This is a genomic window from Kribbella albertanoniae, assembly GCF_004348455.1.
GTDB lineage: Bacteria > Actinomycetota > Actinomycetes > Propionibacteriales > Kribbellaceae > Kribbella > Kribbella albertanoniae.
Genome location: NZ_SMKA01000019.1, coordinates 34,155 through 54,224 on the forward strand (window position 1 = coordinate 34,155; position 20,070 = coordinate 54,224).

Here is a 20,070-nt window from a genome sequence, read left to right on the forward strand (position 1 = left end):
CCGACGGACGTGCGAGACACTGTAGTGGTGGGTGAGGTCAACCGATGACAGGGACAGACGATTCGGCGATAGTCGATGTGATCGCGGAGCTTGCGCCGATCTGGCTGCCGGGCTGCGTGGTCGACTCCGCGGAGCGAACCGTGGAGGTCGGCTGGGGCCGTGGCGCGCTGCAGATGTCGGCCGTCGTGGGCGTCGGCGAGATCGTCGATCGTTGCCTACAGCTACCACAGGCACGCTGGGCCGAGCAGATCGAGGCGTGGCTGCGCGCGGTCGTCGCAGAGGGTGAGCTCGCCACCGAGGAACACCGGTTCGGCGATGTCGCCGAGCGGCAACGCGCGTTGCTCGTCCAGCGCGGCTGGTCGGCCCGGACCGCGGGACCGGTCGCCGACGCGCTCATTCCATTCGGTGACCACTTCGAGGTCGTGGTCTTCATCAGCACGGGCAGTGACCTGAGGCGGCTGACCGTCGTACGGCGATCAATGCTCGGGCTCGGTGATCCCGGCGTACTGTCCCCGGTGCAGCTGAGTCTGCACGAGATCGCGGATCTCGTCCCGGCCGAACAGAACGGGATCTCGATTCTCCGCCGCGACGGCGATCCGCTGGTGTCGATGGCGGTCGTCGACCGGGAAACCTTGTTGCCCCAGGCATCGATCGGGGCCGGCGTACTGATCGGCGTACCGCGGCTGAGCACGATCGCCTACTGCCCCGCCGACGCAGGGCAGGCGCGCGCCGACGCACTGGCCGCCTGGGTCGCGGACAGCTACCGCGGTGCAGCTGATCAGTGCTCGCCTGACCTGTTCTGGCTGCAAGGCGACCACATGGTCCAGGTCCCTGTGACACTGGCCACTCCCCCGGCCGCCGTACTGCCTGCCGCCCTCAAACCGCAGCCACGACGAACGTGGCTGCGGCACCTCTTCGGGCGCTGACTACTTCGAGGGAGAAGGGTTCACGGGCCCGGTCGTCGACGAGGTCGGCGTCGGCTGCTTCTCCTTGGCCTGCGACGACTTGAAGTACGCGACTCCCGCGCAGCCCGCGCAAGCCAGTGCACCGATCATCACACTCGCCAGCACGCGGCCGGTCTGCTCGTTCAACGTGTTCTTGGCCCGCTCGGCCCCGAACAACCAAGCCTCGCGCAACCGGCGCCGCCGTACCGCAACGGACTCGATGACCTGAGTCCCATATGTACCCGACACTCAGCGCTCCTGATCCAGCGCGTCCAACGACGCGGTGTCGATCGGCAACGGCTCCAGTGCGGCCCGACCAGTGACCGACCCGCGCTGAATGGAGCTGAACCCCAGGTCGAACTCCCCCGGCGCGTGCTTGAACGCTCCGCCGCGCTCGAACAACTGGAGCAGCGGCTCGTAGGGATCGGCGAGCTGTGGGAACCGCTGCTGAGGCAGGTCGCCGAGCGCCGCCCAGCGCACCATCGCCGCACCCAGCCCCGGAACCACCGGGTACATGCCACTCGTTTCGTCCGGGTCGAGTCCTTCGAGCAACTCCGGCGCGACCGTCAGCTCCGGCTCCAGGGCACCGGCCAGATCGCTCACCGGCCAACCCTCCTCGGCGCCGACGGCCACCGCCCACTGCGCAGTACGCCGCAGGAACTCCAGCGCCAACTGGGACCGCGAGTTCCGGTGCGCGAACGCGGCGTCGCCGTCCCACTTCACCGCCCGCAGCCGCTCGGCCATCGACTTCGCGGCAGCCGTATCGGTCACCATCCCATTTGCTCCTTCACAGACTGCACGATCGCATCCAGATCGGCCTTCGACATGGTCCCCGACATGAACGGGCCGGGAAGCGGTGAGGTCAAACCGTACTGCGCCCACCTGCCGAGCAGATCGATCTGCCCACCCTCACCGGACGCGGGCGCCAGCTCATGCGGTCCCGGCCGCTCAGTCGCCTTGTAGACCTCGCCTGGGCCCCACATGTCCGGGTCGGCCAACTTGTACGGCACTCCGAGCTCGAGCAACTTCGCCTCGACGTACTCGTGCGCGACGAGCGACCGCAGCTGCTCCCGGTCGAAGCGGGTCAGCGCCGGCCAACCGTCCATCGCCTTCTTCCACAGCGGAGCGATGCCCTCCATCGCGGTGAAGTAGCCGTGCCGGATATCACCCGGGCCGACCGCGACGTCGTGCTTGTGGACGAACATGTTCCGCTTCGCGATCTCGACGACCTCCTCGATCTCCGCGAGTTTCGCATCGTCGAGGTCGTGCAGGTCGAGCTCGTCCGCAATCTTCGGGACATCGTGGGTGGCCGCCCGGATCTCCTCGTAGATCGGCTCCAGGCGCGGGTAATCGTTCGAGACGAACTCGTTCACCTTCGGCGTCCGCACGTCGTACCCGGCGTTCGCCCCGGTGCCCTGCCGGATCACCGTGTCCGGCGGCGCGCCCTCCGCCAACGGATCCGGCTGCCCGTACGGCGGCCGGTCACCCTGCGGCGGCGGTCCACCGTACGACGGCTGCCCGCCGTGCGATTCGGGTCCACCGTGCGGCTGGCCACCGTACGACGGTTGTCCGCCCTGCGGATCCGGTGCACCGTGCGGCTGACCGCCGTACGACGGTTGTCCGCCGTACGGAGGCTGGTCCGGTGTGTGCCGTGCCTGCGGCCCGAAGTCGGGCTGCCGATACGGATCCGGCTGGCCTGGCTGGTTGTACGGGTTCGGGTTCCGCGGGTCGTAGCCGGGGTGCGGCTGCTGCGGGTTGTGCCCAGGCGGGCCGTACTGACCGGGCTGGTTCGGATCCGGGTGATGTCCGGGCGGGCCGTACTGACCCGGCTGGTTCGGTCCAGGCTGGTGCCCGGGCGGGCCGTACTGACCGGGCTGATGTCCGGGCGGGCCGTATTGACCCGGCTGGTTCGGACCCGGTTGGTGCCCAGGCGGGCCGTACTGACCCGGCTGGTGCCCAGGGGGGCCGTACTGACCCGGCTGGTTCGGTCCAGGCTGGTGCCCGGGCGGACCGTACTGACCCGGCTGGTTCGGCCCAGGCTGGTGTCCGGGCGGACCGTACTGACCCGGCTGATTCGGACCCGGCTGGTGCCCAGGCGGACCGTACTGACCCGGCTGATTCGGACCCGGCTGGTGCCCGGGCGGACCGTACTGGCCAGGCTGATGTCCAGGAGGACCGTACTGACCCGGCTGGTTCGGCCCAGGCTGGTGCCCAGGCGGACCGTACTGGCCAGGCTGATGTCCAGGCGGACCGTACTGACCCGGCTGATTCGGACCCGGCTGATGTCCAGGAGGGCCGTACTGACCCGGCTGATTCGGCCCAGGCTGGTGTCCAGGCGGACCGTACTGACCGGGCTGGTTCGGACCCGGCTGGTACTGACCAGGCTGGTGCCCGGGCGGGCCGTACTGGCCCTGCGGGGGGCCGTAGTCGGGTACTGGGTGGCTGCCCTGGGGCGGGCCGTAGTCGGGTACGAAGTCGCCCTGCGGCGGACCGTAGTCAGGGACCGGGTGGGACGGCTGACCGCCCGGGCCGAACGGGCTGGCAGGGGTCGGCTGGTTGTGGCCGGCCAGCTGGTCTGCCCAGAGCGAGTTCGGGGTCGTCTGTGGGCGTTCCACGACGATCGGTTCCGGCGTGTGGCCCGGCGGCAGCTCGACCGGACCGCTGTGGTCCCGGACGTGGATGTGCCAGACGCCGTCCGCGTCCTGCTCCATCTTGGTCGGGTAGAACGGCGTGTGCGGTCCGTGCATGACCTCGTCGATACCGACGGCCGGGTCGCGCATGAACGACAGGTCCTTGCCGTGCTGCGCATCGATGTGCAGTACGACGCGACCCGCGTCGTACTTGCCGCCGCTGAAGTCGTCCGCGCCGTTCTGCCCCTTGGCAGAGTGCGTGAACGCCGGCTCTGTCGCGGTCCGGCCTGGCAGGTACCGGTTCAGGAACTTCTCGAGGTCTTCTGCCGTGCGGAAGCTGATACCGCGGTGGATCTCGCCGTGGAAGTCGGGCAGCTTCTTGAGCACCGACGCCGCGACGCGGACCACCGGCTTCTGCTCGACCGAGCGGTCACCCGCACGGTAGGCGTCGTTGATGTCCTGGTGGTCGTGACCGATCAGCATCCGCTCGAGCGAGGTGATCTCTTCCGGCGACAGGTCATCGATCTGGTCACCCAGCTGCTGCCGTCCGCGGTCGCGGATCTCCGCCAGCTTGCCCGCATGCATCCCACCTTGCGCACGCAGCGCGGCGAGATCAGCATCCGAAGCCCGGAACCCAGGCTCAGCCAGATCAGACCCCCGGAACGGACTCTCATCCGCCGTCGGATGCGACCCGAACTGATCCCGCCCCTCAGGAGCCCGCCCATCAGGTGCGTGCGTATCCGGCGTACGCCCATCCGGCACATGCGTGTCAGGTGTGCGCCCATCGGGTGCGTGCGTGTCGGGTGTACGCCCATCAGGTGCGTGCGTGTCCGGCGTGCGTGCGTCCGGCGCATGCGTGTCCGGGGTACGCCCATCAGGTGCGTGCGTGTCCGGCGTGCGTGCGTCCGGCGCATGCGTGTCCGGGGTACGCCCATCAGGTGCGTGCGTGTCCGGCGTGCGTGCGTCCGGCGCATGCGTGTCCGGCGTGCGTGCGTCCGGCACATGCATGTCCGGGGTGTTCGGTGCGTCGGCGGTGTGGCGGGCTGGGGTCGGCCGGTCCAGGCCGTCCAGCCGGTCGGAGAGCGACCACTGCTGCGAGTCGGCGCTCGGAGAGTCAGCGTCCGGCGTACGCCCGTCAGGTGCATGCCCGTCCGGCGTCCGCGCCTCAGGGGCGTGGGTGTCCGGCGTCCGTGCACCCGGTGCGTCGACGTCCGGAGTGTTCGGTGCGTCGGCGGCGTGGCGGGGTGTGGATGGCTGGTCCAGGCCGTCCAGCCGGTCGGAGAGCGACGGTTGGCCTGGGCCGTTGCCCGGCGTGTCGGTACCGAATCTGTCGGCCCCTGGCGTGTGTGTACCGCCCGGGTTCAGGTCCGGCGTGTTGACGCCGGCGGTGCCCGGAACCGGCTCGGCACCACGGAACGTGGTCTTCCGGATGTGCGACATCTGCGACGCCGGCGGCATGTTGGCCGGACGCGGCGGGCCCTCCCAGCGACCGCCCGGCTCGCGGACGGCGAACTGGATCGAGTTGATGTCGCCGTTCCCGTACGGGTTCGCCGGATGCGGACCGGTGTGTCCTGGCGGGTACGCGTCCAGGACCCTCGCGGGCTTGGGCTGCGCGTCCAGGAACTTGACGTTCCCCGCCGCGTCAACGTACGCGTTGAACACGTGCCCACCAGCGGGGACACCGGGCACGCCCGAGGCCCACTCCACGAAGACGTTCGCGTGGGTGCCCGGCTTCCGGCCGGCCAGTGCGTCGTGCAGCCGCTGGTAGGCAGCGTTGGTGAACTCCCCCGCCGGGCGCGTCGGATCCGCCCGCATCTGGTTCTCGGCCGGGAAGTTCTCCAGGTCCATCCACTCGAGGGTGCCCTCGGGGTCCTCACCGACCGCATTCTTCCGGCCGGCGGCCAGGTCCGGGGTACCGCCGTTGAGAGTCTCCGAGACCCGGCGCGACACGTCCGCGCAGTTCATCTGGTAGTGCCTGCTGCGCAGGTGGTCCGGGTTGATCTTGTCGGCCCAGACCTCGGCGTTGCTGTGCGGCGGGTCGCCGACCGAGTCGCGCAGCTCGACCCGGCGGACGTCCCGCGGGTCGGCGTCGATGAACGCGTGCGGGTCGATGAGGTTCCGCGGCTTGCCCGGCTCCGGACGTAGGTAGTCCGGCTTCATCGCGTCGATCTCGCGCTGACGGTTCAGCGGAGTGTCGTAATACGGGTCGTTCGCGGCGTCGGGGTTATCCGGCGTCCGGCGTGCCGCATCCGGGTCGAAGGCCGGGTCGCGCTGCTCCCACAGCGTCTGCCGCGGGGGCGGCGGATTCTTGGGGTCGTAGTCGAACGGCAGGTTCTTCTTGTCGTTCAGGTCGACGCGCGGCGGCTCGAAGTGCGGAGTCGGCGCAGAGTGCCTGTCGTTGAGGCCCGACGGGTCGCGGTAGTCCGGCGACTCCCACCCCTCGTGCCGACGGTCCCCTGTCGGGTACAGCGGGTCCTCCCCGCGCGGCCGCACCGGCTGCCCCTCCGGCGTCCGAGCCCCATCAGGCGTACGACCAGCATCCGGCGTACGCGTGCCATCCGGCGTGCGAGTCCCGTCCGGAGTACGCGTGCCATCCGGAGTGCGCGTGCCATCCGGCGTACGGGTGCCATCCGGCGTACGCGAACCATCCGGAGTGCGAGTGCCGTCGGGTGTGCGCGTGCCATCCGGCGTACGGGTGCCATCCGGCGTACGCGAACCATCCGGAGTGCGAGTGCCGTCCGGGGTGCGGGAGCCGACTGGCTGGACGCCGTCCAGGCGCTCGCCGATCGTCGGTTCCTTGCCTTCCAGGCGGTCGGGGATCGACTGCCGTGGCGTCGGCCGGACCGGGCCGTCCGGCTCCAGGCGCTGCCCGATCGTGGGTTCCTTGCCGTCGAGCCGCTCGCCGATGGTCTGCCTCGGCGCGTTCGGCTGGTCCGGCGTACGGCGTGGCGCGTCCGCGTCGTAGTCGCCACGGGTCCGCGGCGTCTCCGCATCCGGCGTACGGCCCGGACGAACCGGTGCATCGGGGGTGCGAGGTGCATCGGGCGTCCGCGGTGCGTTCGGCGTGCCGGCGTTCGGGGTGCCCGTGTTTGGCGTACCGGTGCTCGTGGTGCCGCCGTGGCTGGGCGTCGGGGTGTTCATCGGCATCGGCGCGACCGCGGGGTCGTTGGCACGCGCAGCCGGCGTCTCCGGCGCACGTGTCTGCGCTGCGACGGTGTCGGGCGTGTGCGTGCTCGCCGGAGTCGACGGCGCATCCGGCGTCGTCGGCGTGTGCGTGGAAGCCGGCGTCGTCGGGGTGTTGGTCGAAGTCGGCGTGTTCGTCGAGCTCGGGGTCGGCTGGAGCGAGTCCAGCTTCGGAGTCGTCTGCGACGCAGGCGTGTTCGTGGAGCTCGGCGTGTTGGTCGAGCTGGGTGTGTTCGTCGAGCTCGGCGTGTTCGTGGAACTCGGCGTGTTCGTCGACCCCGGCGTGTTCGTCGACCCCGGCGTGTTCGTCGACCCCGGCGTGTTCGTGGAACTCGGCGTGTTCGTGGAACTCGGCGTGTTCGTCGACCCCGGAGTGTTCGTGCTCGGGGTGTTCGTCGAACCCGGCGTAGTCGTGGTGCCCGGGGTGTTCGCATGAGCAGCGGGGGCCTGGGGCGTGGTGGTGCCCGGCGTGTTCGTCGAACCCGGCGTACTCGTCGTGCCCGGCGTACTCGTCGAACCCGGCGTACTCGTCGTGCCCGGTGTGTTCGTGGAACCTGGCGTCGCCGTGACCGGGTCGGCGTGCGATGCCGGGGTCGACGGACCGGTGTTGGCGTGTGCCGCCGGCGCGGACGGACTGTCGACGCCGGGCGTGTTGACCGACGGGGTATCCACCGAGGGCGTGTTCACCGAGGGCGTGTTCACGGACGGCGTGTTCGTCGAGACGTTGGGGGTGCTCGTCGAGGTGTTGCCCACGTTCGGGGTGTCGACCGACGGGACGTCGACCTTCGGGACGCCCTGCATCTTGAACGTGTCGCCGACGATCGGGATCTTCGAGAGCCCGCCGGTGACGTCCGCGACCTTCGGGATCTTGTTGACCAGGCCGAGCGCGCCGTCGTGCATCGCCATCCGGCCGACCTGCAGCTTCTCGGCCATACCGGCGACCTTCGTCACCGTCATACTCGCGGCGCCGAACTTGCCGGCCATCGCCGCGGTCTTGACCGCGCCGGCCGTACCACCACTGGCCACCGTCGCGACCACGTTGGTGAGCGCCATACCGAACGCCTTGGCCGGGTTCTTCGCCCACTCGTCCCAGGCGACGAAACCCTTGAGCATGCCCTCACCCATGGTGAGGCCGGTCTCGCCCCACTCCTTGACCCAGTCGGGCCGGGTGTCCTGGCCGGTGAGCTTGTCGAAGCCCCACCAGGCGAGCTGGTACGGCGCTGTGACTATCTGCCCGACCATCGTGCCGAGCCCCACCCAGGCGGCCCCGGCGTCGTCCCAGGTCGGGATGTCGTAGCCCAGGTTCTCCTTGGCCCAGTCCTTGAGCCCGGGAATCATGCCGAGCAGCGGCAGCACCGGGATCAACGTCAGGATGCCCTCGATGGTCTCGCCGACGACCGTCGCGACACCGACGACGAAGTCGACCGGCGCCATCAGCACGTCCTGCCAGAGCGGGCGGTCGCGCTCCTCCGGCGTACCCCAGGCCGGCGGTGGCGGGTCGCCCTCCTGCTTCGGCTGCTCCTTCGGCTTCTCGCCCTCCTTGAGACCGGTCTTCGGGTCCCAGGGCTTGCCGCCGTGCAGCTTGACGATCTCGTTGGCCGCGGTGAAGCAGAGGTTCGGCAGTTCCTCGTTGATGATCCGGGACACGTCGCCAACCATGCGGTTGTTGTCGTCGATCATGTCCTGGTCGTTCTTCCACTCCGGGTTGCCGTTCTTACGGCGGTGCCAGGTGTAGGCCTCTTCCCGGATGTTCTTCAGCGAACCGAGCCGGCCCCGGACCTCGTTGGCGAGGTTCTCCAGGTGGCGCGACATCTTCGGCAGGCTGGGCCCGAACTCGGTCAGGTTCTTCTGAACCTTCCGCGTCGAGTTCACCAGCACCTCGCGCTCCGGCGCCTGGTAGTGGTCATTCAGCCGCTGGAACGTGTTGTGGACGTTGTTGCCGACGTCCGTGAACCCTTGCCCGAGCGGACCGAGGCCGAACACATTGCGGTCGAGGGCAGAAACCACCTTGTCCAGTTCCGCGATCGGGATACCTTCGGGTTGGATCATGTCAGCTCAGTCCTCGGTCACACGGGGGTCGACGATCAAGTTCAGGTACGGCGTTCGGCGCGGGGCAGCGTCAGGACTGCGTGCGGGCCGCGGTCATCGCCTCGTTCAGCGTCTGCTCACTCGGCGCGAACGACGTGACGCCGTGGTCGCCGAGCAGGAAGATCCGGTTGGCGAAGCCGGGTGGTACGAAGACCAGGAACTCTTCGGCCTGGTACGCGGGCCACGCCGCCAGCTCTTCGACGGACGTTGCGAGCTCGGGGTTCCCGCCGGCTTCGGCGGTCAGCCACTCGGCCAGCCGCACCCGGCCGGCCTGGGCGACGTCGTCCGGCGCCAGCGCGGATTCTTGTTCGCTCATACGGCTCTGTTCGCCCCTCTGTTCACACCGGGCACCTGCGGCATCTCGCCCCGCCCGGCTGCGCGCTGCGCGTTCAGGGCCATCTCGTTCTGGCCCTCCATGTACGCCTTGACGGCGTTCTGGGCGCCGGTCAGTGACGCACCGATCTGCTTCGCCGCCGCCTCGAGGGTCGGCGACCAGTGCGTGGCGTACTCGCCGAGCGCTCCCGCCACGACCGTGAAGGTACTGTAGTTCAGGCCGTCCGCGACCGCCTGCAGCTTGGTGCCGTAGTCCTTGGCCAGTCCGTCGAACGGTGTCGCCGCGGTGCTGGTGTCTTGGAGGACCTTGCTCACGGCCTCGACATTGATATCCCAGTCCACTCAGTCACTCCTCAGGTCTGCCGGGGCCTACCCGGCCGGCAACAGGCCTGGACACCTCGTGCCGAAGTGTCCAGAGCCGGGGAAAGCTGTGCGCTCGGTCAGCCGCCGATGCCGTCGACCGCGGACGACGCCTTCTTCAGGGTCGCGGCGGCGGTCGCGTCGTTCTGCGCCATCGTCTCCTTGAGCGTCTTGATGATCGCGAGCGTCTGCTCGGCCGCCTTGTTGAAGCGGTCCTCGACGCCACGGTAGTTCTCGGTCACGCCACTGGCGGACGCGTCGGCCAGCGCGGCCGTCACGTTCTGCTTGTGGGTGGCGATCAGGCCGGAGATCTGACCGGCGAGGTTGTTGATCGTCGTCTGCACCTCGCCAGAGGCGGCGGTGTCGTAGGCGTTGCGGTTTGCCATCTCAGTCCCTTTCTCAGCGCTTGCCGAACTTGGCGGCGTTGAAGTCGGCCGAACCCTGGGCCTTCTTCGCCTGGTCGGCCATCTCGCTGTCACCACCGCGGAACGCGGCGTCCATCCCGGACTGGCCTTGGTTGATCGCCGCGAGCCCGGCGTTCAGGTCACCGGCGATACCGTCGACCTGCGCCTTGAACCCGTCGAACATCTGCTTACCGGCGCCGCTCATCTTGCCCTCCAGCGGCTGCGCGGCAGCGACCAGCTGCTTCACCAGGCCACCAAGGTCCTGGGTCCCAGTCCCGGTCTTCTTCGCCAACTGGCTCAGGGTGTCCTGGCCCATACTCCAGCGTCCTGTCACGGTCTCTCCTCCGAGGTTATGGTGTTCCGCCGCGACCGCAACCTTAGTCGGACCTGCGGGTCACTTCGGCACCGCTGGGCACTCATCCGCAGCTTTCCGTCTGGACGAAAAGGTTCGCCGGCCCGGGCGCCCCGAAACTGGTTGCCTGCAACAAGCACCAGCGCCTTCCACCGACCGCGGTTCAGGAGGCAGTGCACCCGCCGTCAAGCGCCACGATCGAGCCGGTACGACGCCCGTCGTACCGGCTAGGCCGGACAGGTCAGCCGCGTCAGCCGGCTGCCCGTTTCCGGGCCGGCGTCTTCTTGGCGGCGGCCTTGGTCGCGGTGATCTTGGTCGCGGTCTTGGCGGCACTTGTCTTGCTGGCCGACGTCTTGGCGGCAGCGGTCTTGGTTGCAGCCGTCTTGGTGGCAGCCGCCTTCTTGGCCGGTGCGGTCTTCGTGGCGGCAACCTTCGTTGCGGCCGCCTTGGCCGGGGCCTTCTTCGCGGCGACCTTCTTGACGGGCAGCACCTTGGCCTCGGCCGCCAGCACCTTGGCGCTCGGCTTCGCGGCGCGACCGGCCAGGATCTCCTTGAGGAACTCACCCGTGTACGACGCGGGGTTCGCCGCGATCTCCTCCGGGGTCCCCTCCCCGACCAGCGTGCCACCGCGGCGGCCGCCGTCCGGGCCGAGGTCGATGATCCAGTCGGCGGTCTTGATCACGTCGAGGTTGTGCTCGATGACCAGCACCGAGTTGCCCTTGTCGACGAGCCCGCCGAGCACACCGAGCAGTTTGCGGATGTCTTCGAAGTGCAGACCCGTGGTCGGCTCGTCCAGCACGTAAACGGTGCGGCCGGTCGACCGCCGCTGCAGCTCGGACGCCAGCTTCACGCGCTGCGCCTCACCACCGGACAGCGTCGGCGCCGGCTGCCCGAGCCGGACATACCCGAGACCGACCTCGACCAGCGTGGTCAGGTGCCGCGAGATCGCCGGGATCGCGGCGAAGAACTCCGCCGCCTCCTCGATCGGCATGTCCAGCACGTCGGCGACCGTCTTGCCCTTGTAGTGCACCTCGAGCGTCTCGCGGTTGTACCGCGCGCCGTGGCAGACCTCGCACGGGACGTAGACGTCCGGCAGGAAGTTCATCTCGATCTTCAGCGTGCCGTCACCGGAGCAGGCCTCGCAGCGGCCGCCCTTGACGTTGAACGAGAACCGGCCCTGCAGATACCCACGGACCTTCGCCTCGGGCGTCTCCGCGAACAGCTTGCGGACATGGTCCCAGACTCCCGTGTACGTCGCCGGGTTCGATCGGGGGGTCCGCCCGATCGGTGACTGGTCGACGTGGATGACCTTGTCGACCTGGTCCATACCGGAGATCTTGGTGTGCCGGCCGGGCACCGCACGGGCGCCGTAGATCTGCCGCGCCAGTGACGTGTAGAGGATGTCGTTCACCAGCGTCGACTTCCCCGAGCCGGACACGCCGGTGACCGCGACGAACACCCCGAGCGGGATGGTCACGTCGATGTCCTGCAGGTTGTTCTGGCGGGCGCCGTACACCGTGAGCTCGCGGCCTTCGGTGAGCGGCCGGCGGATCGCCGGGATCGGGATCTCCCGGCGGCCGGAGATGTAGGCACCGGTGATCGAGTCCGGGTGGTTGCGCAGATCCTCGACCGTGCCGGAGACGACGACCTGGCCGCCGTGCTCCCCCGCGCCCGGGCCGATGTCGACCACCCAGTCGGCGTGGTCGATGGTGTCCTCGTCGTGCTCGACGACGATCAGCGTGTTGCCGAGGTCCTTCAGCCGGACCAGGGTGTCGATCAGCCGCCGGTTGTCCCGCTGGTGCAGACCGATCGACGGCTCGTCGAGGACATACAGCACGCCGACCAGACCGGACCCGATCTGGGTCGCGAGCCGGATCCGCTGCGCCTCACCACCGGACAGCGAACCGGCCGGGCGGCTCAGCGCCAGGTAGTCCAGACCGACGTCGAGCAGGAACCGCAGCCGCTCGCCGATCTCCTTCACCACCCGCTCGGCGATCTGCTTCTCGCGCGGCGACAGCTCCATCCCGCGGAGAAAGTCGTGCACCTCGTCGATCGACATCGCGCTGATCTCGGCGATGTTCTTCCCGCCGAGGGTGACCGCGAGCGAGATCGGCTTCAGCCGGGCGCCGTTGCAGGCCAGGCACGGCACCTCACGCATGTACTCCTCGAAGCGTTCCCGGCCGGTGTCGCTGGACGCCTCGGCGTGCCGGCGCTCGACGTACGGGATCACGCCTTCGAAGGTCGTGTAGTACGACCGCTCGCGGCCGTAGCGGTTCTGGTAGGAGACGTGCACCTGCTTGTCGTGACCGGTGAGCAGCGACTTCTTCGCCTTGGCCGGCAGCTCGGCGAACGGTGTCGTGGTCTTGATCTTCAGGTCCTTGGCCAGCGCGGCGAGCAGACGCTCGAAGTACTGCGAGACGTTCGCCCCGGACCACGGCTGGATGGCGCCCTCGTCGAGCGACTTCTCCGGGTCGGGGACCAGGAGCTCCGGGTCCACCTCCATCCGGGTACCAAGGCCGGTGCAGACCGGGCAGGCGCCGTACGGCGAGTTGAACGAGAACGACCGCGGCTCCAGCTCGTCGATCGCGAGAGGGTGATCGTTCGGGCAGGCGAGCTTCTCGGAGAACCGGCGCTCGCGGCCCGGGTCTTTCTCCGGCAGGTCGACGAAGTCGAGCAGGAGCAGACCGCTGGCCAGATTCAGCGCCGTTTCGACCGAGTCGGTCAGCCGCTGCTTGGCCGAGCTCTTCACCGCGAGCCGGTCGACGACCACCTCGATGGTGTGCTTCTTCTGCTTGTCCAGCTTCGGCGGCTCGGTGAGCTGGATGATCTCACCGTCCACCCGGGCCCGCGCGAACCCCTGACCACTGAGCTGGCGGAAAAGATCGACGTACTCCCCCTTGCGGCCGCGGACGACCGGGGCCAGCACCTGGAAACGCGTCCCCTCGGCCAGCTCGAGCACCCGGTCGACGATCTGCTGCGGGGTCTGCCGCGCGATCGCCTCACCGCACTCGGGGCAGTGCGGCCGGCCGGCCCGGGCGAACAGCAGCCGCAGGTAGTCGTAGACCTCGGTGATCGTGCCGACCGTCGAGCGCGGGTTGCGCGAGGTCGACTTCTGGTCGATCGAGACGGCCGGCGACAGCCCCTCGATGAAGTCCACGTCGGGTTTGTCCATCTGGCCGAGGAACTGCCGCGCATACGCCGACAGCGACTCGACGTACCGCCGCTGGCCCTCGGCGAAGATCGTGTCGAAGGCCAGGCTCGACTTCCCGGAACCGGACAGCCCGGTGAACACGATCATCGCGTCCCGGGGCAGGTCGACCGAGACGTCCTTCAGGTTGTGCTCACGTGCTCCGCGCACGATCAGACGGTCAGACACAAGCTCACTCTCAGACGTTCTCGGGGGTTGACCGGGGCATGCCCCGTGATGCTAACGAGGCCCACCGACAAAAACTTCCAGCTGCCGAGCGGAGCAGCCGTGTTCGAAAGTATATTCGATCGAAACCGGGGTCCCGTGCAAATCGGCACTGTCGCGCAAATCGGCGCAGGTGCGAGGATCGAGGTCAGTACCGAGAATCCAGGGAGATGGCGCATGCCGGAGTACCACGGAAACGTCGAGGTCGGCGGGCCCGCACAGACCCACGAGCTGGCCAAGCTGATGATCACCAAGGTCGCGGTCGGCCCGATGAACAACAACGCCTACCTGCTGCGCTGCCGGCAGACCGACGAGCAGGTCCTGATCGACGCCGCGAACGACGCGAGCACGCTGCTGACCCTGATCGGCGACGGCGGCCTGGCCCGGATCGTCACCACCCACCGCCACGGCGACCACTGGCAGGCGCTGGCCGAGGTCGTCGCCCGCACCGGCGCCACGACCGTCGCCGGCCGCTACGACGCCGAAGGCATCGACGTACCGACCGACCAGCTCGCCGACGAAGGCGACCAGATCTCCGTCGGCGACTGCAGCCTGCGCGTCATCCACCTGGTCGGCCACACCCCCGGCTCCATCGCCCTCGTCTACGACGACCCCGACGGCGCCCCGCACGTCTTCACCGGCGACTGTCTCTTCCCCGGCGGCGTCGGCAACACCGACAAAGACCCGAAACGCTTCGAGTCCCTCGTGAACGACGTAGACACCAAACTCTTCGGCACCCTCCCCGACGAAACCTGGGTCTACCCCGGCCACGGCGCCGACACCACCCTCGGCACCGAGCGCCCCCACGTTGAGGAGTGGAGAGAACGCGGCTGGTGAACCGATGCCTGCGCCCCGGCCGCTATACCTCGGGGCGCAGGAGCCCTTCCCGCTGCGAGATCCTGGTCGTTGCCGGCAGCCGCCACATCGTGACCGCTGCGGCCATCAGCTGGGCAGCGCGCGCCGGTGACACCCGCCCGTACCCCGTCCCGAACCCGGGCGCAGCAACGACCTGCACTCCAGGCTGGCGCCGTACGGCGACCAGCGCGGCCCAGAACGCGTCGTGCACAGCCATCTCCAGTCCCCCGGCCAGCGGCATCGGCACCCGCATGGTCGGCGCGTAAACCAACCAGCCGCAGGCCGACTCGCCAGTTGGGACTACGCACGCGGATCCGACCGGCAGATAGCCGTCGTACTCGTCCGCGATTGCACCCCACACTGCCCGCTGAACCTCCGGCCAGTGCTGGGACAGGACGCGGTCCACACCACCATCCATCTGGCCGTAGCTGTTCCCCGCGGTGATGACGGCGTCGACCTCCGGCAGCGCGTCGAGCAGAGACCCACACCGTACGTCGACCGTGCCGGCTGCGATCTCGTCCGCCAAGGCGAGACGCCACGCGTCCACGAGATCGCGATCGAGGTCGACGAGCAGCAGGCGCGCGGTGTCAGGCACGTTTCGACTCACAGATCAGCAGCCCATTTGTGGTACGTCGCGAGGTCGCGGATTTCGACGGTTAGCTGAGTGTTGAGGTCCGGGGTGGGCTTCAGGTGGTCGGCGAGGGTGGTGAGGGTCAGGTCACCGAGACGGTCCTTGAGCGCGGCGTCGCGGCCGGGGAGGACGGCGATGCTGATGTGAATCATCGCTTCGGCGGGGTCGCCGGTGCCGATGACCGCGTCGTCCAGGCGGACGAAGCGGGTTTTGAAGCCCGGGACCGAGCTGCCGATCAGGTCGGCTGCGGCGGGGTGGAGCGCGAGTGCGAAGCCGCGGCGGTCGAAGGCCTCCGCGAGGGACTCTGAATACTCAACGGTGATCTGCGGCATGCCCCCAGTATGGCGGCGGCCCGTCAGGGCACCGGCAGGTCGAGCACCCCGGCGATGGCGGTGATCACCGCGGCCTCGCGGCCAGGCAGGTGCTGCGGCGCCCACTCGACGACCAGTCCCAGGAAGTCGGTCAGATCGCGCTCGACTCCGGCGAGCGTTCGGGTCAGATCCGCGTCGGTCAGTTCGATCGTGGGGCTGGTGTCCTGCTCGGCGTCGACCGTGAGCAGGATCTTGTCGCCGACCCGCTCGGCCAGCGGCGACACGGGCGGGTGACCGAAGGCGATCCGGCCGCCGGGGCTGAGCAGCCGCCGCCACTCGCGCCAGTCCTCCAGGCCATCACAGCAGCCGGGCACGAACGTCGTACCGGTGGAATCGTCGACGACCCGCAAACCGCCGGCCACGATCGCCAGGTCCGCCGTGAGCATCCCGAACAGGAAGGCGTCGACAGGATCAGCGGGCCGAGCGGCGTCCTCGGGGTCGTCGTTGTAGTCCACGATGCACCAGACCGCCGTACCGACTTCGGCTGGCGTGAGCTCGCCACTGAGCGGGAACCAGGCGTACGTCTCGGGCTCGATGACCGGCCAGAGGTCGAAGCCGTAGGACTTGGTGAGCTCGAGGATGGGCTGCATGGCGATCACCTCGCGAGTGTGCCGCGTTCCCGCCTGGAGCGCCTGTGGTTTTCGTGATGCGGGGCACAATCCTGACCGATCGGTTGAAAACTGGCCGATCGGTCAGGCAAGATGCCGGTATGACCACTCCGGCCCGTGAGCGCACCCGGCACGAGATCGTGCGGCAGGCGATGCGGCTGTTCCAGGGGCGAGGGTACGGCGCGGTGTCGTTGCAGGACATCGCGACGGCCGCGGGCTGTTCCAAGGCGACCGTGCTCTATCACTTCAACGGCAAGCCGGCTGTGCTGGCCGCCGTTCTGGAGCCCGCCAAAGCCGATCTGGCGGAGCTTGTCGCTGCCGCCGCTCAGCTGGAGCGCGACGAGGCGCAGGAGTACACGATCGGCCGGTTCACCGAACTGTCCGTCCGCTACCGCGGAGTCATCGACGTCGTCCAGGAGCTGATCCCGGTCATCGAGGAGATGCCGGAGTTCGCGCAACTGGTCGCCGATGGTCTGCGGATGACGGAGTTCCTGGCCGGATCCGACGATCCGCTGGAGCTGAGCGTGGCCAGCTTCGCCATCAACGGGCTGCTCGGCGCGTGCCGGCGACCCGGTGAGCGGACCGACGACGAGATGCGCCACCTCTGCGACGTCGCCCTGCGCCGCCTGCTCAGACCCAACTGAACCCGCCCCACCCGATTCACCGGCCTGCCGAGGTACGACGGGCGGTCGGCTTCTGCCCGCACGTCAGAAACGGATGCCTTCCGATGGCCAACCTCCTGTACCGGCTCGGCCGGTTCTCCTACCAGCGCCGGCGCCTCGTCGCCGCGATCTGGGCGGTGATCATCGTCGCGCTCGGCGTCGGTGCGCTGGCCCTCGGTGGCACGACCACCAACACGTTCTCCATCCCCGGAACCGAGTCGCAGCGCGCACTCGACGCCCTCAAGCAGGATCTGCCGGCCGCCAGCGGCGCGTCGGCGACCGTCGTGGTCAAGGCCGCGGACGGCAAAACCCTGACCGACCCGACAGTGAAGGCCGCCGTCGAAGCGACCGTCGCCAAGGCGACTCAGGTGCCCGAGGTGATCGCCGCGATCGACCCGTTCACCAGCAAGGCGATCAGCCCGGACGGACGGACCGGCCTGATCAGCGTCCAGTTCGCCAAGCCGGCCGACGAGCTGTCCAAGCCGAGCACCGAGGGGTACGACGGCCTGTCCGGCCTCAGCACGAACGAGCTGCAGGTCGTGCCAGGCGGCCAGATCGTCGCCGGTGTGCCGGAAATCGGTGCCACCGAGGTTATCGGTGTCGTCGTCGCCGCGCTCGTGCTCGTCATCACCTTCGGCTCGCTCGTCGCGGCTGGAATGACGCTGCTGACCGCACTCCTCGGCGTACTGGCCGGGATGGCCGGATTGTTCATCGTGACCGCGTTCACCGACGTGTCGTCGACCGGCCCGATCCTCGCGCTGATGCTCGGGCTCGCGGTGGGGATCGACTACGCGTTGTTCATCAGCTCGCGGCACCGCACCCAGCTCGCCGAGGGCATGGATGCCGAGGAATCCGTGGCGCGGGCGACCGCGACCGCCGGTTCCGCCGTACTGTTCGCCGGGGCGACCGTGGTGATCGCACTGGCCGGTCTGTCCGTGGTCGGCGTACCGTTCCTGACCGCGATGGGAATCGCAGCCGCCGCGACCGTGCTGACCGCCGTACTGGTCGCCCTCACGCTGCTGCCGGCCATGCTCGGCTTCATCGGCAACCGCATCCTGCCGCGGAAGCTCCGCAAGGCATCGACCGCAGACACGCCGACCGAGAGCACGCCAACCGAGGGATGGGGCTTCCGGTGGGCCCATTTCGTCACCCGCTTCCGCGTCCCGATCGTTGCTCTCGGCATCATCGGGCTCGGCCTGCTCGCGATCCCGGCCAAGGACATGCGGCTCGCACTGCCCGACGGCGCTTCGGCCGCGGCCGGCAGTCACCAGCGGGTCGCGTACGACCTGACCGCCGAGGCCTTCGGCCCCGGTGCCAACGGTCCGCTGATCGTCGTGGTGAAGAGCAACGACCCGAAGCAGTCCGGCGCGTTGGTCCAGCAGGTGCTGGCGAAGGTCCCGAGTCTGCCCGACGTCATCGCGGCGCAGCCCGCAGCGGCCAGCCCGGACGGTACGACGCAGTTGCTGCAGGTCATCCCGAAGAGCGGCCCCGCCACCGAGGCGACCAGCGACCTGGTCAAGAACGTCCGGGCCACAGTGCAGCCGCTTGCCACGAACGGCGCAACGATCTCGGTGACCGGTAACACCGCCGTCGGAGTCGACGTCTCGCAGAAGCTGGCCGACGCACTGCCGATCTATCTCTTCCTCATCGTCGGCTTGTCGTTCCTCCTCCTGCTGCTCGCCTTCCGCTCGATCCTGGTCCCGCTCAAGGCGACCCTCGGCTTCGTCCTGACGATCGGCGCGACCTTCGGCATCACCGTCGCCGTCTTCCAGGAGGGGCACCTCGCGAGCCTGTTCGGGATCGACAACCCGGGCCCGATGGTGAGCTTCCTGCCGATCATCATGATGGGCATCCTGTTCGGCCTCGCGATGGACTACGAGGTCTTCATCGTCTCCCGCGTCCGCGAGGAGTTCGTGCACGGCAAGGCCGCCACCCCGGCCACCGTAGAAGGTCTCGGCCACGGCGCCCGCGTCGTCACCGCCGCCGCCCTGATCATGGCGTCGGTCTTCGCCGGCTTCATCCTGGTCCACGACCCGATCATCAAAACCATCGGCTTCGGCCTCACCATCGGCGTCCTGATCGACGCCTTCATCGTCCGGATGACCTTGGTACCAGCCGTCCTCAGCCTCCTCGGCAAGGCCGCCTGGTGGTTCCCGAAGTGGCTCGACCGCATCACCCCCAACGTCGACATCGAAGGCGAGTCGCTGCGCGTGGAAGAGCAGCCCAAACAGAAGGAACTGGTCGACGCCCACTGACCCTGTGAGTGGGCACCGCTGGGCGGTGCCCACTCCCTACAGCAAACTCGATGCGTCACCCACGCGGTACGCCGAATAGCCGTCGGCCGAGATCGAGACCTTGCCCGCGAGCACTGAACTCGGAATGACATAGATGCTTCCGTCGCCCAGCAGGATGAAGAACAGATCGATTGTCTCTGGGTCGTACGGCATCTTGCTCGCGGTCTTGTCGAGCGTGTATGGGCGCCGACCGATGCCGACATCCCAGTAACCCCTGCCATTGCGCGCGGAGCACGACTTGACCTGAACACGCTGTACGCCCTTCGCCGTGGTGACCAGCAGGTCGTACTCCTGGGGCTCGACCGGCAATGCCACGGCGCATCCGCGCAACCTGAACCAGGCCATGGCAACCGATGAGGCTGCATACCGCAGCTCCTCCAACCGGGCAGGTTGATTGAACAGATCGCCTTCGGCCGCTGCCTCGCGCGGACTCTTGAGGTGCGTGAAGTCCAGACCCAATCGGATCGCGTGTCCCTTGATGCGTGCCCGATTCGCACCGTTGTCGATGACATCGATCGCGATCAGCACCTCAGCCCAAGAGCTCGCCGAAGGCACCGCTTCCCGCAACCGGTCGTCCGACCACAGGCGCTGGCCGGTGAAATGGGCCGCCCCAAGCCCGAGTCGGCCGGCGTGCCGCTTCAGGGTCCGGATCACCCCGGCTGACGTGTCTTTCAGGCCCAGCGCACGCGCAACGCCGCGCCAGGAATGGTTGTTCTTCATGGCCGAGCAAAGGTCGTCATCGGTCCACTTGCGTCGATCCCCCAGAGTCTTCATGGGACAAAGCTAAAGAGGGGCACCGACAGAATCGGTGCCCCTCTTTTGGGGGTCGGGCCGACAGGATTTGAACCTGCGATCTTTCGGCCCCCAGCCGAACGCGTTACCAAACTACGCCACGGCCCGATGCTCGTTCCGAAGAAGCGAGCAGGAAGAACCTTACCCCATG

General features: G+C 68.6%; 15 protein-coding genes, 1 tRNA gene and 1 pseudogene. 4 read left to right on the forward strand and 13 right to left on the reverse strand.

From position 1 onward, the window contains the following. Positions 1–44: 44 nt before the first annotated feature. The gene (locus E1261_RS07605) at positions 45–926 is read left to right on the forward strand and encodes a hypothetical protein (protein WP_132404030.1); all 882 of its coding nucleotides are present in this window, start codon (positions 45–47) and stop codon (positions 924–926) included. Here the strand turns inward: E1261_RS07605 and E1261_RS07610 are convergent, their stop codons facing one another. The 8 genes and pseudogenes from E1261_RS07610 to uvrA form a co-directional block, all read right to left on the reverse strand. Then, complete coding sequence (locus tag E1261_RS07610; RefSeq protein ID WP_132404034.1) at positions 927–1,193, reverse strand: hypothetical protein; 267 nt, start codon at positions 1,191–1,193, stop codon at positions 927–929. It lies immediately after the preceding gene. After that, complete coding sequence (locus E1261_RS07615) at positions 1,194–1,718, reverse strand: hypothetical protein (protein WP_132404037.1); 525 nt, start codon at positions 1,716–1,718, stop codon at positions 1,194–1,196. After that, positions 1,712–8,806 carry a toxin glutamine deamidase domain-containing protein gene (locus tag E1261_RS07620; RefSeq protein WP_132404040.1) on the reverse strand — a complete coding sequence of 2,365 codons (7,095 nt, stop codon included), beginning with the start codon at positions 8,804–8,806 and terminating at the stop codon, positions 1,712–1,714. The genes E1261_RS07615 and E1261_RS07620 overlap by 7 nt, the downstream gene beginning before the upstream one ends. A 70-nt stretch (positions 8,807–8,876) precedes the next feature. Then, positions 8,877–9,161 (reverse strand): hypothetical protein, encoded by a 285-nt coding sequence (locus tag E1261_RS07625; protein ID WP_132404043.1) that lies wholly within the window; start codon positions 9,159–9,161, stop codon positions 8,877–8,879. Beyond that, positions 9,158–9,520, reverse strand: a complete 363-nt coding sequence (locus tag E1261_RS07630; protein WP_132404046.1) for a DUF6507 family protein — start codon at positions 9,518–9,520, stop codon at positions 9,158–9,160. The genes E1261_RS07625 and E1261_RS07630 overlap by 4 nt, the downstream gene beginning before the upstream one ends. Before the next feature lie 98 nt (positions 9,521–9,618). Continuing rightward, positions 9,619–9,924, reverse strand: a complete 306-nt coding sequence (locus E1261_RS45160) for a hypothetical protein (protein WP_165952412.1) — start codon at positions 9,922–9,924, stop codon at positions 9,619–9,621. Between the two features lie 13 nt (positions 9,925–9,937). Then, positions 9,938–10,276, reverse strand: a complete 339-nt coding sequence (locus tag E1261_RS07635) for a hypothetical protein (protein WP_238176069.1) — start codon at positions 10,274–10,276, stop codon at positions 9,938–9,940. Positions 10,277–10,832: 556 nt separating this feature from the next. After that, positions 10,833–13,670: pseudogene (gene uvrA / locus E1261_RS07640) on the reverse strand (excinuclease ABC subunit UvrA); the annotation flags it as partial. A gap of 213 nt (positions 13,671–13,883) precedes the next feature. Here uvrA and E1261_RS07645 point away from each other — a divergent pair. Continuing rightward, complete coding sequence (locus E1261_RS07645; protein ID WP_132404052.1) at positions 13,884–14,543, forward strand: MBL fold metallo-hydrolase; 660 nt, start codon at positions 13,884–13,886, stop codon at positions 14,541–14,543. A 22-nt stretch (positions 14,544–14,565) separates the two neighbouring features. On the opposite strand, the gene E1261_RS07650 is transcribed toward E1261_RS07645, so the two are convergent. From E1261_RS07650 to E1261_RS07660, 3 genes are read right to left on the reverse strand one after another with little or no spacing between them, the layout of a single operon-like run. Beyond that, positions 14,566–15,156 carry a macro domain-containing protein gene (locus E1261_RS07650; protein WP_132404055.1) on the reverse strand — a complete coding sequence of 197 codons (591 nt, stop codon included), beginning with the start codon at positions 15,154–15,156 and terminating at the stop codon, positions 14,566–14,568. Positions 15,157–15,164: 8 nt separating this feature from the next. After that, positions 15,165–15,524, reverse strand: coding sequence for a 5-carboxymethyl-2-hydroxymuconate Delta-isomerase (locus E1261_RS07655; RefSeq protein ID WP_132404058.1), 360 nt, complete (start codon positions 15,522–15,524; stop codon positions 15,165–15,167). A 23-nt stretch (positions 15,525–15,547) separates the two neighbouring features. Next, the gene (locus E1261_RS07660; protein WP_202874451.1) at positions 15,548–16,153 is read right to left on the reverse strand and encodes a hypothetical protein; all 606 of its coding nucleotides are present in this window, start codon (positions 16,151–16,153) and stop codon (positions 15,548–15,550) included. Positions 16,154–16,272: 119 nt separating this feature from the next. On the opposite strand from E1261_RS07660, the gene E1261_RS07665 reads away from it, so the two are divergent. After that, positions 16,273–16,815, forward strand: coding sequence for a TetR/AcrR family transcriptional regulator (locus E1261_RS07665; RefSeq protein WP_132404064.1), 543 nt, complete (start codon positions 16,273–16,275; stop codon positions 16,813–16,815). Between the two features lie 83 nt (positions 16,816–16,898). Continuing rightward, entirely contained in the window at positions 16,899–19,088 is a 2,190-nt protein-coding gene (locus tag E1261_RS07670; protein ID WP_132404067.1) for an MMPL family transporter, read from the forward strand. A 36-nt stretch (positions 19,089–19,124) separates the two neighbouring features. Here the strand turns inward: E1261_RS07670 and E1261_RS07675 are convergent, their stop codons facing one another. Further along, a complete protein-coding gene (locus tag E1261_RS07675; protein WP_132404070.1) occupies positions 19,125–19,901 on the reverse strand; it encodes a group I intron-associated PD-(D/E)XK endonuclease in 777 nt (258 codons plus the stop codon). 52 nt (positions 19,902–19,953) lie between these two features. Beyond that, positions 19,954–20,027: transfer RNA gene (locus tag E1261_RS07680), tRNA-Pro, on the reverse strand. Between the last annotated feature and the right edge of the window lie 43 nt (positions 20,028–20,070).

Excerpts from the sequence above, each read along its gene's own strand:
- E1261_RS07605 (WP_132404030.1), top strand. The coding sequence starts at position 45 with ATGACAGGGACAGACGATTCGGCGATAGTCGATGTGATCGCGGAGCTT.
- E1261_RS07615 (WP_132404037.1), bottom strand. The coding sequence starts at position 1,718 with ATGGTGACCGATACGGCTGCCGCGAAGTCGATGGCCGAGCGGCTGCGG.
- E1261_RS07620 (WP_132404040.1), bottom strand. The coding sequence starts at position 8,806 with ATGATCCAACCCGAAGGTATCCCGATCGCGGAACTGGACAAGGTGGTT.
- E1261_RS07625 (WP_132404043.1), bottom strand. The coding sequence starts at position 9,161 with ATGAGCGAACAAGAATCCGCGCTGGCGCCGGACGACGTCGCCCAGGCC.
- E1261_RS45160 (WP_165952412.1), bottom strand. The coding sequence starts at position 9,924 with ATGGCAAACCGCAACGCCTACGACACCGCCGCCTCTGGCGAGGTGCAG.
- E1261_RS07645 (WP_132404052.1), top strand. The coding sequence starts at position 13,884 with ATGCCGGAGTACCACGGAAACGTCGAGGTCGGCGGGCCCGCACAGACC.
- E1261_RS07655 (WP_132404058.1), bottom strand. The coding sequence starts at position 15,524 with ATGCCGCAGATCACCGTTGAGTATTCAGAGTCCCTCGCGGAGGCCTTC.
- E1261_RS07660 (WP_202874451.1), bottom strand. The coding sequence starts at position 16,153 with ATGCAGCCCATCCTCGAGCTCACCAAGTCCTACGGCTTCGACCTCTGG.
- E1261_RS07665 (WP_132404064.1), top strand. The coding sequence starts at position 16,273 with ATGACCACTCCGGCCCGTGAGCGCACCCGGCACGAGATCGTGCGGCAG.
- E1261_RS07670 (WP_132404067.1), top strand. The coding sequence starts at position 16,899 with ATGGCCAACCTCCTGTACCGGCTCGGCCGGTTCTCCTACCAGCGCCGG.
- E1261_RS07675 (WP_132404070.1), bottom strand. The coding sequence starts at position 19,901 with ATGAAGACTCTGGGGGATCGACGCAAGTGGACCGATGACGACCTTTGC.